Source organism: Phreatobacter stygius (assembly GCF_005144885.1).
Lineage (GTDB): Bacteria > Pseudomonadota > Alphaproteobacteria > Rhizobiales > Phreatobacteraceae > Phreatobacter > Phreatobacter stygius.
Map to the genome: position 1 here is coordinate 1020893 of NZ_CP039690.1, position 16368 is coordinate 1037260.

13 protein-coding genes and 2 pseudogenes are annotated in these 16368 nt (G+C 67.1%); 3 read left to right on the forward strand and 12 right to left on the reverse strand.

Translation table 11 applies throughout. The features are described from left to right. Positions 1-12: 12 nt before the first annotated feature. The 6 genes and pseudogenes from E8M01_RS04745 to E8M01_RS04765 form a co-directional block, all read right to left on the reverse strand. Positions 13-1668: a mucoidy inhibitor MuiA family protein gene (locus tag E8M01_RS04745; protein ID WP_170181783.1), complete on the reverse strand. Its 1656-nt coding sequence runs from the start codon at positions 1666-1668 to the stop codon at positions 13-15. A gap of 159 nt (positions 1669-1827) precedes the next feature. Then, positions 1828-2649: a phosphate ABC transporter ATP-binding protein PstB gene (pstB, locus tag E8M01_RS04750; protein ID WP_136959064.1), complete on the reverse strand. Its 822-nt coding sequence runs from the start codon at positions 2647-2649 to the stop codon at positions 1828-1830. A 31-nt stretch (positions 2650-2680) separates the two neighbouring features. Then, a pseudogene (pstA, locus tag E8M01_RS35455) lies at positions 2681-3553 on the reverse strand (phosphate ABC transporter permease PstA); the annotation flags it as partial. Positions 3554-4027: 474 nt separating this feature from the next. Next, positions 4028-4531: pseudogene (locus E8M01_RS35460) on the reverse strand (DUF3333 domain-containing protein); the annotation flags it as partial. Beyond that, positions 4524-5903, reverse strand: a complete 1380-nt coding sequence (pstC, locus tag E8M01_RS04760) for a phosphate ABC transporter permease subunit PstC (RefSeq protein WP_136959066.1) — start codon at positions 5901-5903, stop codon at positions 4524-4526. The gene pstC and the pseudogene E8M01_RS35460, both read right to left, overlap by 8 nt. Positions 5904-5924: 21 nt before the next feature. Continuing rightward, positions 5925-6956, reverse strand: a complete 1032-nt coding sequence (locus E8M01_RS04765) for a substrate-binding domain-containing protein (RefSeq protein ID WP_246088598.1) — start codon at positions 6954-6956, stop codon at positions 5925-5927. A 287-nt stretch (positions 6957-7243) separates the two neighbouring features. On the opposite strand from E8M01_RS04765, the gene E8M01_RS04770 reads away from it, so the two are divergent. After that, positions 7244-8128, forward strand: coding sequence for a DMT family transporter (locus E8M01_RS04770; protein WP_136959067.1), 885 nt, complete (start codon positions 7244-7246; stop codon positions 8126-8128). Here the strand turns inward: E8M01_RS04770 and E8M01_RS04775 are convergent. From E8M01_RS04775 to E8M01_RS04795, 5 genes are all read right to left on the reverse strand, one after another. Further along, positions 8125-8709: a hypothetical protein gene (locus tag E8M01_RS04775; RefSeq protein WP_136959068.1), complete on the reverse strand. Its 585-nt coding sequence runs from the start codon at positions 8707-8709 to the stop codon at positions 8125-8127. The two genes, E8M01_RS04770 and E8M01_RS04775, sit on opposite strands and share 4 nt — an antisense overlap. 149 nt (positions 8710-8858) lie before the next feature. Next, entirely contained in the window at positions 8859-10445 is a 1587-nt protein-coding gene (gene serA / locus E8M01_RS04780) for a phosphoglycerate dehydrogenase (RefSeq protein ID WP_136959069.1), read from the reverse strand. Between the two features lie 81 nt (positions 10446-10526). Beyond that, on the reverse strand, positions 10527-11702 hold the full coding sequence (locus E8M01_RS04785; RefSeq protein ID WP_136959070.1) for a phosphoserine transaminase: 1176 nt from the start codon (positions 11700-11702) through the stop codon (positions 10527-10529). A gap of 212 nt (positions 11703-11914) precedes the next feature. Beyond that, a complete protein-coding gene (locus E8M01_RS04790; protein ID WP_136959071.1) occupies positions 11915-13444 on the reverse strand; it encodes an ABC-F family ATP-binding cassette domain-containing protein in 1530 nt (509 codons plus the stop codon). A gap of 397 nt (positions 13445-13841) precedes the next feature. Beyond that, positions 13842-14669 carry an outer membrane protein gene (locus E8M01_RS04795; RefSeq protein ID WP_170181784.1) on the reverse strand — a complete coding sequence of 276 codons (828 nt, stop codon included), beginning with the start codon at positions 14667-14669 and terminating at the stop codon, positions 13842-13844. Between the two features lie 220 nt (positions 14670-14889). On the opposite strand from E8M01_RS04795, the gene E8M01_RS04800 reads away from it, so the two are divergent. Together E8M01_RS04800 and E8M01_RS04805 are read left to right on the forward strand one after the other, a co-directional pair. Further along, positions 14890-15162 carry a hypothetical protein gene (locus E8M01_RS04800; RefSeq protein WP_136959073.1) on the forward strand — a complete coding sequence of 91 codons (273 nt, stop codon included), beginning with the start codon at positions 14890-14892 and terminating at the stop codon, positions 15160-15162. 9 nt (positions 15163-15171) lie between these two features. Further along, complete coding sequence (locus E8M01_RS04805) at positions 15172-15354, forward strand: hypothetical protein (RefSeq protein WP_136959074.1); 183 nt, start codon at positions 15172-15174, stop codon at positions 15352-15354. A gap of 93 nt (positions 15355-15447) precedes the next feature. Here the strand turns inward: E8M01_RS04805 and E8M01_RS04810 are convergent, their stop codons facing one another. Next, entirely contained in the window at positions 15448-16293 is an 846-nt protein-coding gene (locus E8M01_RS04810; protein WP_170181785.1) for an outer membrane protein, read from the reverse strand. Positions 16294-16368 lie beyond the last annotated feature (75 nt).

Genomic DNA, 16368 nt, shown 5'->3' on the forward strand with positions numbered 1-16368 from the left:
TGGTTTTGGGGCTCAGGAACGTCCCTGGACCGGGGCGAGCACCTTGTCGGCCGGCCAGCGCAGCCGCCACCCGTGGCGAATCTCACGCGACGCGCCGGGCGCCAGATCGAAGGCCCATTCGACGATTCCACGCCGTCCCTTGACGTCGCGCGCCGTCGGCGCGGTCGCTCCGGGCAGCGCTTCGACCGTGATGTCCTGGACCTCGGTCACCGGCAGGCGATCCTCGATGACCAGCTGGCGCGGGCTCTGCGCGCCATTGCGCGCGATGATCTTGAACTCGCGCTCCTCGGTCCGCGACGAAGTGATGATGCCGGCCGAACCGTCGGTGCGCCGGACCACCTGATATTCGAGCCGGACCAGATCATCCGGGCCGAAGCCGAGATTGACGACATCGTCGCGGGTCGCGGCGGCGATCTGGGTGCGGCCGGCGAAGACGCCGTCGCGGTAGAGCGACACCCGGCCGGGCATCAGCGGCACCTCGCCGGCATATTTGAACTGCGCTTCGAGGAAGGCGGTCGGATCGACGCTCGGCGTCGCCCGCGAAATCAGCTGCGGCTCGATCGCCGTCGACGCGATCCGCAAGGCCCTGGCGCCGTCACCGGAGGTGATGGTGGTGCGGCCGGGAAGCACGAAAGCGGCCTGGAAGCCAGCCGCCTCGACAACCGCCTCGGCCTCGTCGACCCGGCCACGCTCCAGCCTTCGCGTGTCATCACCGGCGGTTATCGCCGGGGTCGTGGGCGCCGGAGCTGCGGCATAGCCCCGCGGCGAGCCGGCGCCGATGGCGTCGACCGCCGACCGGCGTGGTTCGCTGAAGCGGATGATCATCGAGGCCAGTTGCGGCGCGGCGCCGCCGCGCGCGATCCTGACGGTCGAAACGGTCATCGCGACGTTTGGCCAGTCCTCGCCGGTTTCCTGGCGGATCTCGGCCCGCCGGACCAGTTCGAGCGCCGGCTTTGCGCCCGATGTCGTGAGCCTGGCGTCATAGACCGGCGACCAGCGCGCGCCGCGCACGGCATAGGTCACGGTCAGGTCGCCACGGAACGCAGCTCCGGCCTCCACCGCGATGCGCGCTTCGAGGCGTTGCGGCGGCTGCTGGCGCAGCGCCGCCTCGATGGTTGCGATCTCGCGGTCGAGCACGCGCTGGCGCTGCTCGGCCTGGCGGATGGCACGATCGGCGGCATTGGTCTCCTCCACCGCCGCGGCAAAGGCCTGGCGCGCTTCGCCGACATTCAAGCCACGCTCGCCACCGGCCAGCGTCGAGCCGGCGACCAGGGCTTCGGCGGCGCGCTTGCGCAGGCGCTCGGCACCGATCCGGTCGTCCAGCGACAGACGCTCGTCGCGCAATGCTTCGAGCTGCTGCACCCGCGCCGGATCGGTCCGCTCGAAGGCGCGCGGCTGGCGGGCATCGACCGAACCGATGACCAGCCGGCCCTCGCCGGCGCCGGCGACCCGGAGCGAGCCCGGATCGGCGCTGGGCGGCAGGTCGCCGAGCACCAGGACATGTTCGCCGGCCGGCACCTCGACCGAAAAGCGGCGGGTGATGCTGGCGCCGTCGGGGAAAACCGTGACCGCCTCGACGCGCGACGGCAGGTCGAACTCGGCGGCGCTTGCCACCGCCGTCGGCAACAGGAACAGCACGGACAAGGCAACGATGCGTTGCGGCAACATGGGGCGCTCCTCGCGTTGAATCGGCTCAATTACCCAAAGGAATATGACCGACTGGCGGCGGAAGCACGGCGGCCTCCAGCCCAACATCAAAGAAAATACGCTTATATTTCAACAACGAAGCTGCCGCGCCAGGTCAACCGACGAGGCCAACCGGACAGATCAGCCGAAGCGGCCTGTAATATAGTCGCGGGTGCGCTTGTCGCGCGGATTGGTGAAGATCTGATCGGTCGCGCCCTCCTCGACCAACACGCCGAGATGGAAGAAGGCGGTGCGCTCCGACACGCGGGCGGCCTGCTGCATCGAATGGGTGACGATGACGATGGTGAAGTTCTGCTTCAGCTCGTCGATCAGTTCCTCGATACGGGCGGTGGCGATCGGATCCAGCGCCGAGCACGGCTCGTCCATCAGGATCACCTCCGGGCTGACAGCGATCGCCCGGGCAATGCACAGGCGTTGCTGCTGGCCGCCGGACAGGCCGGTGCCTGAATCATTGAGCCGGTCCTTCACCTCGTTCCACAGGCCGGCCTTCTTCAGCGAGGTCTCGACCACCTGGTCGAGGCCGAGACGGGTCCTGACCAGGCCATGGATGCGCGGCCCATAGGCGACGTTCTCATAGATCGACTTGGGGAAAGGGTTCGGCTTCTGGAACACCATGCCGACGCGGGCGCGCAATTGCACCACGTCGAGCGCCTTGTCGTTGATGTCCTGGGTATCGATCCGGATGTCGCCGGTCACCCGGCAGATCGGGATGGTGTCGTTCATCCGGTTGAAGCAGCGCAGGAAGGTCGACTTGCCGCAGCCCGAGGGGCCGATGAAAGCCATGACCGAGCGCTCGGGAATATCGACATTGACGTCCTTGATGGCCTGCTTGTCGCCATAGAAGACGTTGACGTTCCGGCCGGTGAGCTTCGGCCGGCCAGGCTGCGCCGGCGCCTTGCCGGCGGCCGAAACCGCGATCTCGAGATTGCGAACCGAACTCATCGACTTCACCTTTTCGGCGGCTTTGCGCTGGTTACCAGCGACGCTCGAATGTCCTGCGCAGAAACACCGCCAGCGCATTCATGGCAATGAGGAACAGGAGCAGCACCAGGATGGCGGCCGCCGTCTTGTGCCGGAACGCCTGTTCGGGAAAGTCCGCCCACATGAAGATCTGCACCGGCAGCAGCGTCGCCGCATCCGCGAAGCCGCCGGGCAGATCCACGACGAAGGCCACCATGCCGATCATCAAGAGCGGCGCGGTCTCGCCCAGCGCATGCGCCATGCCGAGAATGGTGCCGGTGAGGATGCCGGGCATGGCCAGCGGCAGGACATGATGGAACACCGCCTGCTGATGCGAGGCGCCAACCCCGAGCGCGGCTTCCTTCACCGAAGGCGGCACGGCGCGGATGGCGGCGCGCGCGGCGATGATGATGATCGGCAGGGTCATCAGCGCCAGCACCAGCCCGCCGACCACCGGCGCCGAGCGCGGCATTTCGAAGACGTTGAGGAAGACCGCCAGCCCGAGCAGGCCATAGATGATCGACGGCACCGCGGCCAGATTGTTGATATTGACCTCGATGATCTCGGTTGCCCGGTTCCGTGGCGCGAATTCCTCGAGATAGATCGCGGCTGCGACGCCGACCGGAAAGCACAGCGCAAGGGTGACCAAGAGCGTCAGGAACGAACCGACGATCGCCACCCAGACGCCCGCCAGTTCCGGCTCGCGCGAGGCGCCGCCGGTGAAGAATTCATAGGCGATGCGCCGCTCGACCAGCCCGCGCTGCTTGAGCGCTTCGAGATAGGCGATCTCGCGGTCGCCGATCCGCCGGCTGGCTTCCGGCACGACGATCCGGACGATGTCCCACTGGCCGCTCGGCACGGTTTCGAGCGAGCGCGGCGGCAGGAGGACCTGGCCGGAGGCGCTGGCGCGCTCGACCTCGCCGAGCTTGACCAGACCGCCATTCGCCCGGACCAGGAAGCTCGAGACGCCGCTGTCCAGCGTCCCGCGGGTCTCGGCCGCAGCAGCCTTGGCCTGGAGCGCGGCCAGGCGCTCGCGCAGGCCGGCAATGGCGGCACGGGTCGCGGCGAGTTGGCGGCCTTCCTCGGCGATCCGGCCCTGGAGCCTGGCGTGGGCCGCGGCCTGCGCATCGGCGAGCCCGGCATCGAGCCGGGCCAGTTGCTGTTCAAGGCCGGCGGCCACCCGCTCCTGACCGTCGAGTTCGCGCCTGAGCCGGTCGACGGCGACGATCAGTTCGGCCTTGATCGCGGCCAGCGTGGCCTGAAAGTTCGCCACAGCCGTCGCGACCTGGACCAGACCGCGATCGCCGGAAAGGCGAAGCTCGCCCTCCCCCTTGACCACCTGGAGCGCGGTGATCTGGCCCTTCAGATAGAGATCGGCCATGTCGTCGAGCGGCAGCAGCACCTGCTGCCGCGTGCCGATCAGCGTCGGATCGGCCAGGAGATCGGCCAGGACCTGGCGGCGCAGGATCGTGGCCGCGCCCGACGATACGATATGGTTGAGCGCACGGCGCTCGGCCCGCTCGGTCACATCGGGGAAATGGGCGCGCAGCGCGCCGGCAACCAGAGCATCGAAATTGCCGGCATTGATCGCCCGGGCGAGCTCTTCGCCCGAGGCATTCTGCGGATTGAGGTCGTCCTGCCTCAGGACCACGTCGAGCTTCACATAGGACTGGGTGAAGGCCGGTATCGCCTGGACGATGATGGTTGCGAGAAACACCACCAGGAAGCCGGCGGCCAGCAGCAGCGCGCCGAGGCCCAAGGCCTGGAAGGCGAATTCACGGCGATAACGCGCCTTCAGCCGCTTCACCGCGGCAGCGTCGGTATGCAGTTCGGTGGCGATCCGGGACGACGGGATGTCAGTCATACTGTTCCCGGTAGGTCTTGACGACGCGCAGCGCCACCAGATTGAGCGCGAGCGTGATCGCGAACAAAGCCAGCCCCAGCGCGAAGGCGGCAAGTGTCTTCGGGCTGTCGAACTCCTGATCGCCGGTCAGAAGCGTGCCGATCTGGACGGTGACCGTGGTGACCGCCTCGAGCGGATTGAGCGTCAGGTTGGCCGCCATGCCGGCGGCCATGACCACGATCATGGTTTCGCCAATGGCGCGCGAGATCGCCAGGACCAGGGCCGAGACGATGCCCGGCAAGGCCGCTGGCAGCACGACCTTCCTGATGGTTTCGGATCTGGTCGCGCCGAGCCCCATCGAACCGTCGCGCAACGACTGCGGCACCGCATTGATGACGTCGTCGGAGAGCGACGACACGAAGGGCACGATCATGATGCCCATGACCACCCCGGCGGCCAGCGCGCTTTCCGAGGAGACGTCGAAACCGAGGCCCTGGCCGCCATTGCGGACGAGCGGCGCGACCGTCAGGGCCGCGAAGAAGCCATAGACCACGGTCGGAATGCCGGCGAGAATCTCCAGCATCGGCTTGCCGACCGCGCGCACGGGCGCCGAGGCATAGTCGGAGAGGTAGATGGCCGCAAGAATGCCGATGGGCGCGGCGACCGCAATTGCGATCGTCGTGATCAGCAATGTGCCGGCGAGCAGGGGCACGAAACCGAAAGCCGCGGTGCCGCCGACCTGATCGGCCCGGAACGCCATCTGCTGCGGTGTCCAGGTCAGTCCGAACAGGAAATCGATCGGATTGATCATCGAAAAGAACCGCAGCGATTCCACGATCAGCGACAGCACGATGCCGATGGTGGTCAGGACGGCGAGCCCCGCCGATGCCATCAGGAACAGCCGGACCGCGCCTTCCACCCGGTCGCGGGCACGAAAGCCTGGCGAAATCGCCCGCCAGGCGATCACGAAGCCCACGGCACCGACCACCACCATGACGGCGATCATGGCGGCGACCGAGATCTCATCCAGCCTGGCGAAGGCAAGTGCCGCCTGTTCGCGCAAGCCGTCGCGCAAGGCCGCGACATCACCTCCGGCAATGGCCTGCACGTCGCGCCAGAAGCCGTCGCGCTGGGCGCGGCTGAAGCCAGCCGTCTCGGCCGAGAATTCAGCGAACAGCGAGGCCCGCACGAGGCGTGGCGCGACCAGCGACCACAACGCCAGCACGGCGAATGCCGGGCCGGCGGTCATCAGCGCGAGCCACCAGCCATGATAGCCCGGCCTGGAATGCATCGCCGCAAAATCCGGGCCCGCCAGCACGGCCGACCGCCTGCGCCCGAGCGGCAGGCAGATGATGGCGATCGCGACGAGAAGGCCGGACAGGATTGGGAACATCGGTATCGCCCGCGAAACCCGTCAAAGACCGGTCATGCCGGTCGCACTACGCGCGGCGCGCGCAACCGCCTCGCGCTCGGCCCGCTGCAGCGGCACCAGACCCTTGCGCTCGAGATAGCCGTCCTCGCCCATGGCCGCCTCGGAGACATATTCGTCGACAAATGCCTGCAGGCCCGGGATCACGCCGATATGGTCCCTCTTCACATAGATGAACAATGAGCGGGCCAGCGGGTAGCGGCCGGAGGCGATCGTGTCCACCGTGCCCTCGACGCCGTCGATGCGCGCGCTCTGGATCTTGTCCTGGTTCTCTTCCATGAAGGAGTAGCCGAAAATCCCGAACGCGCCGGTATTGGCCTGCAAGCGCTGGACGATGATGTTGTCGTTCTCGCCGGCCTCGACATAGGCGCCGTCGGCGCGCACCTGCTGGCAGGCGCGCGCATCGATCCGAACGTCCAGGCGCCGCTGGGCCTCCTTGCAGCCTTCGAGCAGGCCGCGCTCGTTCAGCGCGTCGCGCGTGCCCGAGGTCGGCGGCGGACCGAGCACCTCGATCTTCTGCGCCGGCAGGTTCGGTGAGATGTCCGACCAGGAGCGGTGCGGATTGGCGACAAGCTGGCCCTGGGCATTCGGCACCTCCGCGGCGAGCGCCATGTAGAGCTGCTCGAGCGTGATCTGCATGCCACCCGTGGCGCGGGAATTGGCGATGACGATGCCATCGAAGCCAACCCTCACCTCGATCGGCGTCACGCCGTTGCGCCGGCAGGCGTCGAACTCCGACGGCGTCATCCGGCGCGAGGCATTGACGACATCGGGGGTGTGGCTGCCGACCCCGCCGCAGAACAGGCGCATGCCACCGCCCGTGCCGGTCGCCTCGACAATCGGCGCCTTGCCGTGCTTCTGGCCGAACCGTTCGGCCACCGCCGCGGTGAAGGGGAAAACCGTCGACGAACCGGTGACCTGGATCCGGTCGCGGCTCTGTGCCCCGGCCGGCGTGGCGACCATCAGCGTGCCGCCGACCGCCAGGACCGCCCAGGAGATCAGGGCAACTGATGTCACGAGCCTCTCCTGGCTTGCGGGGGTTTCGGGCGGCGCAACCGAAAGTCCGGGGGCGACGGCGAGGGATCGGCCGTCGCGTCTCCTTCTATGACTCTCGGATGACGAAACGATGAAATGTATTTTCCATATTTACCAATGCATTACCACGGCGTTTCAGAAAATGGCGGGTCCGAGCCCCGATCGGCATGACAGCGCTTGCGCGCCGCATCGCTCGAATGCGCCGGCTGCGCCTGACAGTCGTCATGCCGGCCGTCTATAGTGCGCGCCCCGCGGGAACCCGGCAGCGCATGCGCCTCAACGACAACCCCTACCTTGTCCTGGCTGCCACCACCTTGATCTGGGCCGGCAACGCGGTCGCGAGCCGCATGGCGGTCGGCCATGTCTCGCCGATGATGCTGACCACTTTGCGCTGGGTCGGCACGCTCGCGATCATGGTCGCGGTGGCCGGCCCGGCCTTCCGGCAGGAATGGCCCGCGATCAAGGCCAATGCCTGGTGGATCGCCATCATGGGCGTGGTTGGCTTCACCGGCTTCAACGCCCTGTTCTACCTGGCGGCGCAATATACCACCGCGGTGAACATGGGCATCATCCAGGGCTCCATCCCGGTCATGGTGCTGATCGGCGCCTTTCTCGCCCATCGCACCCGGATCACCGGCCTGCAGATGATCGGCATCGTGGTGACCCTCGTCGGCATCGTGACGCTGGCGACCCGGGGCCATCTGGAACAATTGCTCGGGCTCGCCTTCAATCTCGGCGACCTGCTCATGCTGGTCGGCTGCCTCGGTTATGCCGCCTATACGGTGGCGCTGCGCGACCGGCCGAAGATTTCGCCGCAGCCATTCTTCCTTGGCCTGTCGGCGGTGGCGCTGATCTCGTCGCTGCCGCTGGTCGCGGCGGAATTCGCCACCGGAACCGCGCTCTGGCCGGACTGGAAGGCGCTTGCGATCATTGCCTATGTGGCGGTGCTGCCGGGCTTCGTCGCCCAGCTTCTGTTCATGCGCGGGGTCGAACTGATCGGCCCCGGCCGGGCCGGTCTCTGGGTCAATCTCGTGCCGGTCTGGGCGGCGATCCTCGGACCGCTGATCCTTGGCGAACTCTTCGCCTGGTACCATGCGGTGGCGCTGGTGCTGGTGCTCGGCGGCATCGCGGTCGCCGAAAGCGGCAAGCGCTAGCCTCGTCCGCCACCCGCCAGCCGCGCCGTCAATGACAGCAGCACCGCCATGCCGAGCCCGAACATGGCGCCGATGACGGCCGTGACGGCGATCCGCCCGGAACCGCCGAACAGCGCCTGCCCCCGGACGACCGGCAGGACCACCCAATTGACCATGGCCGGTCCCATCACCCCGAACAGCAGGCCGAACAGGACGCCGGCGCCGAACAACGCAATCAGTCCGGCGATGAGGGCGCCGAACAAGACACCGACCGCGATCGCCCGGAAATCACCGAAGGCGAGCGAGGTCGCGCCCCAGACCAGGGCGCCGGCGAAAATGCCGAAGACGATCGCCAGGGCATGGCCGCTCGCCTGGAAGCTCGACCGGTCCCACAGGATCACGAAGAGGATGCCCCAGAGCCCGCCCCAGAGGCACTGGTTGGCGATCTGCGGAATGCCGAGCGGCGACGCCGGGCGCAGCGAATAGACCGGAATCTGCGCCAGCCCCAGCTGGTTCAGGGCAAAACTCGTCGCCTGGTCGAAGATGAGAATGGACAAGGCGCCGGCAACGAAGCCGAGCGCGAGACGCGGAAGCGCGGACATGGATCACCCCAGGAAAGCGAGTCGCCAGTCTAGGTCGTGTACTCATAATGGATGGTGTCACGAGGCGAGGATTGCGGCCGGCCCGCTTTGAGCGAACCGGCCGCAATGATCTCGGTCATGGCCCAGGCGCCAGACAAACCGGCGCCGGCTCAGAACACCAGGCGGCGCGCCCGCTTCACATGGCTGATCTCGTGGATCTTGGCGAGCAGCTCGTCGGACACCTTTTCGTCCACCGCGACGAAACAGATGGCATCCCCGCCGGGCTTGTCGCGGCCGAGATTGAAGGTCGCGATATTGACCCCGGCATTGCCGAGCAGCATGCCGAACTGGCCAATGAACCCCGGCTTGTCGTCGTTGCGGACATAAAGCATGTGCGGCGCGAATTCCGCGTCCATGGCGATATGACGGATCTCGACGATGCGCGGCTTGCCGTCGGCCAGCACCGTGCCGGCGGCATGGCGCGGCATGTCCTCGGCATCGACAGTGATCAGGATGCGGCTTTCCAGATTGCCCGGCGCCTCGCGCTTCACCTCGTCGACGGTGATGCCCTTTTCGGTCGCGATGCCGACCGCATTGACCATGTTGATGTCGGAGAGGAACGGCCGGAGCACGCCGGTCACCGCGGCGGCGGTCAGCGGCCGGACGTTGAGATCGGCAACCGCACCTTCGAACTCGATCCGGATGCCCTTGATCGGCGCCTCGGTGAGCTGGCCGAGGAACGAACCGAGCTTTTCGGCGAGCGCCACGAAGGGCCTGAGCTTCGGTGCCTCTTCCGCCGAGATCGACGGGAAATTCACCGCATTGGTGATCGCGCCGGTCAGGAGATAGTCGGACATCTGCTCGGCCACCTGCAGCGCGACGTTTTCCTGCGCCTCGGTGGTGGCAGCCCCCAGATGCGGCGTGCAGATCACATTGGGATGGCCGAACAGCGGATTGGTGGTGGCCGGCTCTTCCGAGAACACGTCGAAGGCGGCGCCCGCGACATGGCCTGAATCGAGCGCCTCGCGCAGCGCCACCTCGTCGACCAGGCCGCCACGCGCGCAATTGATGATGCGCACGCCCTTCTTGGTCTTGGCGATCGCTTCGCGCGACAGGACGTTGCGGGTCTGCGCGGTCATCGGCACATGCAGCGTGATGAAATCGGCACGCCTCAGCAGGTCCTCGAGGTCGACCTTCTCGACACCGATCGAAATGGCGCGCTCGGGCGACAGATAGGGGTCGAAGGCGATGACCTTCATCTTCAGGCCGAGCGCGCGGTCGGCGACGATCGAACCGATATTGCCGCAGCCGATGATGCCGAGCGTCTTGGAGGTCAGCTCGACCCCCATATATTTGTTCTTCTCCCATTTGCCGGCCTGGGTGGTGCGGTCGGCATCGGGGATCTGGCGAGCAATGGAAAACATCATCGCGACCGCGTGTTCGGCGGTCGTGATCGAATTGCCGAAGGGCGTGTTCATCACGATGATGCCCTTGGCGGTGGCAGCGGGGATGTCGACATTGTCGACGCCGATGCCGGCGCGGCCGATCACCTTCAGCTTGGTGCCGTTGGCGAGAATCGCCGGGGTCACCTTGGAGGCCGAGCGGATCGCCAGGCCGTCATAGTCGCCGATGATCGCGGCGAGCTTGTCCTTGTCCTTGCCGAGCGCCGGCTGGAAATCCACATCGATGCCGCGATCCCTGAAGATCTGGACGGCGGCGGGCGAGAGAGCATCGGAAATGAGAACGCGAGGGGCCATGGTGATGGGCTCCGGTCAGCGGTGAATTAAGGGAATGAGGCCCTCTCGCCCGATCGCGCGAGAGGGCTGAGAAGGCTGGCCTCAGGCCGCCTTCTTGAGCTTGGCCTTCTCGGCCTCGAAAGCCCATTCGATCCACGGCATCAGCGCCTTCAGATCGCGCGACTGGACGGTGGCGCCGCACCAGATGCGCAGGCCCGGAGGGGCGTCGCGATAGTGGCCGAGATCGAGGCCGACGCCTTCCTTTTCGAGCGTCGAGACGACACCCTTGGCAAACGCCGCCTGGGCCTCGGCCGGCAATGCGGTGACCGCCGGATCGGTGAACTTCAGGCACACGGAAGTGTTCGACCGGGTCTTCGGCTTGACCGCCAGGAAGTCGATCCAGTCATTCGCCTTGACAAATTTGGCGATGACCCGGGCATTGCCGTCGGCACGCTTCACCAGCCCGTCGAGACCACCGACCTTCTGGCCCCATTTCAGCGCGTCGATATAATCCTCGACGCAGAGCATGGACGGCGTGTTGATCGTCTCGCCTTCGAAAATGCCTTCGATCAGCTTGCCGCCCTTGGTCATGCGGAAGATCTTGGGCAAGGGCCAGGACGGCTTGTAGGTCTCCAGGCGCTCGACCGCACGCGGGCTGAGGATCAGCATGCCGTGTGCCGCTTCGCCGCCCAGCACCTTCTGCCAGGAGAAGGTGACGACATCGAGCTTCGGCCAGTCGAGCCGCTGCGCGAAGGCCGCCGAGGTCGCGTCGCAAATGGTCAGGCCTTCGCGGTCGGCGGCGATCCAGTCGCCGTTCGGCACGCGCACGCCGGAGGTCGTGCCGTTCCAGGTGAACACCACGTCGCGCGTCTTGGTGTCGATCTTGTTGAGGTTCGGCAGCTCGCCATAACCGGCGGTGATGGTGCGGACGTCGGCCAGCTTCAGCTGCTTGACCACATCGGTGACCCAACCGTCACCGAAGCTTTCCCAGGACACCATGTCGACACCGCGGGCGCCGAGCATCGACCAGAGCGCCATCTCGACGGCGCCGGTATCGGAGGCCGGCACGATGCCGATGCGGTAATCCGCCGGCACCTGCAACACCTCACGGGTCAGGTCGATGGCAAGCTTGAGCTTGGCCTTGCCGACCTTGGCGCGGTGCGAGCGACCGAGCGATGCGTCGCCGAGAGCTTTGAGGGACCAGCCGGGGCGCTTGGCGCAGGGGCCGGACGAAAAGTTAGGCACGCGCGGACGCGCGGTAGGGGCGGTGGTCGCCATTCTGGATCTCCATCCTCACAGATGGACGTCCCTCGTTGGGGAGGGATGTCCCACCTGTGGCAATAGGACCGGCGATGGGTCAGGTCAAGCGGCGAAGAGCTTCGGCCGAGCCCGGGAGGGTTTCTGCTTAGGCCACAAGACATGGCCGCGGGTCCGGGCGCGGCAGAGGGTGGAGCGGTCTCCCCACCCCTTCGTGCTGGCCGCAAGCCCCGTCATGTCCGGCCTCCGGCGACCGAGGCGAAGAACGGCTCGGCGCTTTCGAGCTCGATCAGGCGCCGCCCCTCGATCAGCCAGAACCGGTTGCCCACCGCCCTGACGAAACTGCGGTCATGCGAGACCAGCAGGCAGCTGGCCTGCTGGTCGGCGAGTTCGCCCTCGAGCGCCTCCTGCCCGTCGATGTCGAGATGATTGGTCGGTTCGTCCAGAAGGTAGAAATTGGGATTGGTCAGCCGCAGGACAAGCATGGCCAGCCGCGCCTTCTGGCCGCCCGACAGATTGCCGACCGCGCGATTCTGCAGGTCGATGTCGAGACCGGCGCCGGCGAGCAAGGCGCGCGCCCGCTGGTCGCCAACCTCGAAGCGCCGGCTGATCGTGCCGGCCGGCGTGTCGCCGTCGGCGAGTTCGGCAAGGCCCTGGTCGCTATGCCCGAGCACCAGCGACGGCGTGACCTTGATCGCCTCGGTTGCGGCCTCGGGCCGCGCGATCGTCTCCTTGAGCAAGCTGACGAAGCGCGACTTTCCGGCGCCGTTTCGTCCAAGCAGGACGATGCGGTCGCCCTGGCAGATCCAGCGCTTGCCGGTGCGGAACAGGAGCTTTCCGTCAGGCGTTTCGACTTGGGCGTCGTCGAACGACACCAGGACCTTGGCATGGGTGCCGCGATTGGCGAGCTTGATGGCCCCGGCCGAGCGTTCCTGATGCGCCGGCCGCGCGCCATCCTCCAGGCGACCGGCCTTCTGCTTCAGCTGCTTGGTTTTCACGGTCAGCAGGTCGCTGCCCGAATTGACGGCGATATTGTTGAGCTTGGCGGCCTGCCGGCGCAGTTGCTGGGCCATCTTCATGTCGCGCTGATAGCGGCGCTCCTGCGAGGCGTCGATTTCGTCCAGCGCCACCCGCGCGCGGGCGTAGGGCAGCGAGAAGACCTCCGAGGCGATCGGCCTGAGGAACAAGGTCCGATTGGTCGTGGCATCGAGGAAAGCCCGGTCATGGCTCGCGATGACAACGGCAGCGTTGCGCGGCAGGCTGTTCAGCCAGTCTTCCAGCTGGCTGATCCGGGCGAGATCGAGGTGATTGGTCGGCTCGTCCAGAAGCAGGACATCCGGATCGGCAACCCAGGCGCGCGCCAGCATGGCGAGCCTTTGCCAGCCGCCGCTCAGCCGGCCGAGCGGCAGGACACGCAGCGCCTGCGGCACATCGAGGGAATCGAGCACGACATCCGCCCGCCAGGCTTCGGCCTCGATCTCGGCCACGGACAGGGCCTGGCAGACCGCCTCGCGAAACGGCGTTCCCATGAGGCCGGCGGGAATGTCCTGTGCGACATGGCCAATGCGAAGGCCGCGCCCCCGCATGATGTCGCCGGCGGTCGGCTCGACTGTGCCGGCAATGGACCGCAGCAGCGTGGATTTGCCACGGCCATTGGCGGCGACCACGCCGATCCGGTCGCCGGTTTCGAGTGCAAGGTTGAGGTTCGAAAAGAGCGGCGCACCCAAGGTGACGCCCAGATTGCGCAGGTTGATCAATGCCATTGTCTTAGAGCTCTGGTCCGCCCGAGCGACCGACCACATCGCTTCGCAAGGCCTTTCCGGCCAGCGCAACGGATGGGGGACCGAAGCCGCGCCAGGAGACGCCGCCAGGCCAGTTCAACTCGGTGAGTGGAAAATGCGCAGGACGCTCAAGCTCAAGAGAGCTCGGGCGCTGCATGACCACTGCAGGCAGACCAGGAAGACGAGGGGATCAGAGACCGTCTCTGGTCAGCCCTGCAGGAAAACCCGCAGGGCGTGGACAGGGCCGCGCTGACGATGGTGACGAAAAAACGTAATCACGCAGCCCTCCTCTCGATGACGACGTGTCGACGATGACTTGCGGGGCCGACCATAACGCCGTGCCCTTGGCCAGGCAATCACCCGGCGCCGCGTGGGAGCGCTACTGCCCCGCCGGCCCGAGCCCGTCGCCGAACATGTAACGCAGGCCGATGCGGATTTCATGCGCCGCGACCGGGCCGGCGCGATAGCTGCCGCCGGCCGTGTCGGCGAAGCGCAGCGAGCCCATGTGCAGGTAGCGATAGCCGATATCGAGCCGGGCCTGCGGCGTGATGTCGAAGGTCACGCCGGCCATGGCGGCGGCGGCCAGGTTCCATTTGGTCGTGCCGGTCAGCGCCGGCGTCACCGCGATCTCGCCGAGCGCGGCCGCCGCCGGAACCGGGGTGGAGCTGTAGCTCGACGCGCTGAGCCGCGCCACGCCAAGGCCTGCGCCGACATAAGGCGTTACGCCGCCCCAGCCGCCGAGATCGACATAGGCATTGATCAGCGCCGTCTGGCTGGTGACGCTGAAGCGCTCGTTGCGCGCGGGCACCGGTAGCGGTCCGGCATAAAGCCAGTCGCCATTGGGCGGCGCCATGCCGGAAAAGCGCGCCGCCGAGCGGATGTCGAGGGTCGCGTCGAGCCGGAACCACTTATATTTGAAGCCGACGCCGAGCCCGCCGCCAAAGGCCGAGCCGGCGCGCGTGGCGTTGAGGTCGGCCCACTGGCCAGGTGCGAAATAGCTGGTATTGCCGGCGCCGAGCGAGGCCCGGCGGAACAGGCTCGCCGACAGGTCGCCGCGGACATACCAGCCGGAGGCGAAATCCTCGGCGAGCACGGGCGGAGCCAAGGGCGCCGCCGGCATGCGGCCGCCGAGATCCGCCGCCTCTGCGCTTCCGCCTGCCGTGGCGACGAGGCTCACGGCAATCAAGGCCAGGGCCAGGCGTTTCATGTCGGACAACCCTTGCACGCGATGCGACCGGATGTGGCCCATTCGCTGCGGGCCGACGCGATATCGCCGACGAGCTTGGCAAAGCCGAGTTAAGGAGCCTTTAACGTTACCGAAAGCTGAACGCCGGCGGCGCAGCCGACCCGGTGATCCAGCCCGTCCGGTGATCCAGACGGAACCCTTGCCGTTCCCCGCCGTTGCATCCTGAGCACAGGAGGCGACGATGGCGGTCATGGATCAACGCGGGCTCAATCTTCCCGCCGGCATCGATTTCGCTGTCGCGATGGATGGCACAGCCTTTCCGCGCCAGGAGCCCGACAACCGGCACGACCTTCCCCACAGCGGAAATCCGGTTGCCGGCGACGGCCGCACCCCACCCGACCAGGCGTCGGCAGGGCGCGCCGAGCGCGGCGCGGATGCGCCGGAACCAACCGACCCGGTCAACGACGAGATGTCACGGGCGCCGCCCCGTCCAGGCGCCTACGGAAACCGCTAGGAGCTTGCCATGCCGACCGACCTGCCGGATCCGGGTCCCGACCGGATCATCGACCGCCCGCCGAAAAAGCACCTGCCGATCGACAATGACGTTGTCCTGCCGACACCGCCTCCCTCGGCCGAACCGGATGTCATTCTGCCCGGAGATCGCGAAGGCGACCATCGGGCGCCGCCGCTGCCCAAACCGACCTGACCCGTCGCCACCTGAGCCGTCTTGCTGGCGAGGCCAAACGAAACCGGCGCGGGCTGATGGCCCGCGCCGTTCGTGCCGGAAAGCCGGATCGGTTCAGTAGCGCGCGACGATCGGCTCGGCCGCGATCGGCGTGGCGCCGAAGGCGTAACGCAGGCCAAGCCGGACATCATGCGAGGTGACCTGGCGGATTTCGTAATTGCGGATCGCCGTGCCGCAGGTGACCGGGCATGGCGCACCCGACTGGAACGAGCCGAGATTCATGTAGCGATAGCCGAGCTCGATCTTCACCTGGGACGAGATGTTCCAGGCGACGCCGGCCATCAGCGCCCAGGCGAAATTGCTGCGCGAGGCCCCGGAAATCGTGCCTGCCGTCGCCGATGGCGGGGCATTGTTGAACAGTTGCAGGCCGGTGTCCTGGGTGACGCCGAGCATGTTGTAGGCGACGCCGACGCCGGCGCCGACGAAGGGCGTGACGTTCGACCAGGTGCCAAGGTCGATATAGCCGTTCACCATGGTGACGAAGGACGACATGTTGGCGCGCAGATTGTTCTGGTAGCCGACCACCTCGGGCGGGTTCGGCGGCCCGGCGATCAGGTCGTCACGGCCGCGGAACTTGCCGCCGACCCGATACTCGGCGGTGATGTCGGCGCGCAGCCACGAGTTGAAGGCATGACCGATGCCGGCCCCGAAAAAGAAGGCCGACGAGGTCGAATGCTCGTAAGTGCCGCCGGTGATGCCCCAGAACGGATTGTTGTTGTATTGCCAGCGCCGCGCCGAGGTGGCGCCAACCCCGATATCGCCGCGCAGATACCAGCCGCCATTATCGACCGCCGCCACGCCGATCGGCGGCGCGACATAGACCGGTGCCATATCGGCGGCCTGCGCGCCGGCGGCGGACAGGACGGCGCCGGCGAGCGCGATGGATGCGAGGATGCGCATGGCGGTTCCCTGAGGATACGGCGCGCCCGCCCATGAGGGCGCCTGCCGGATGACCAACATGCGGAAAATGCGCAG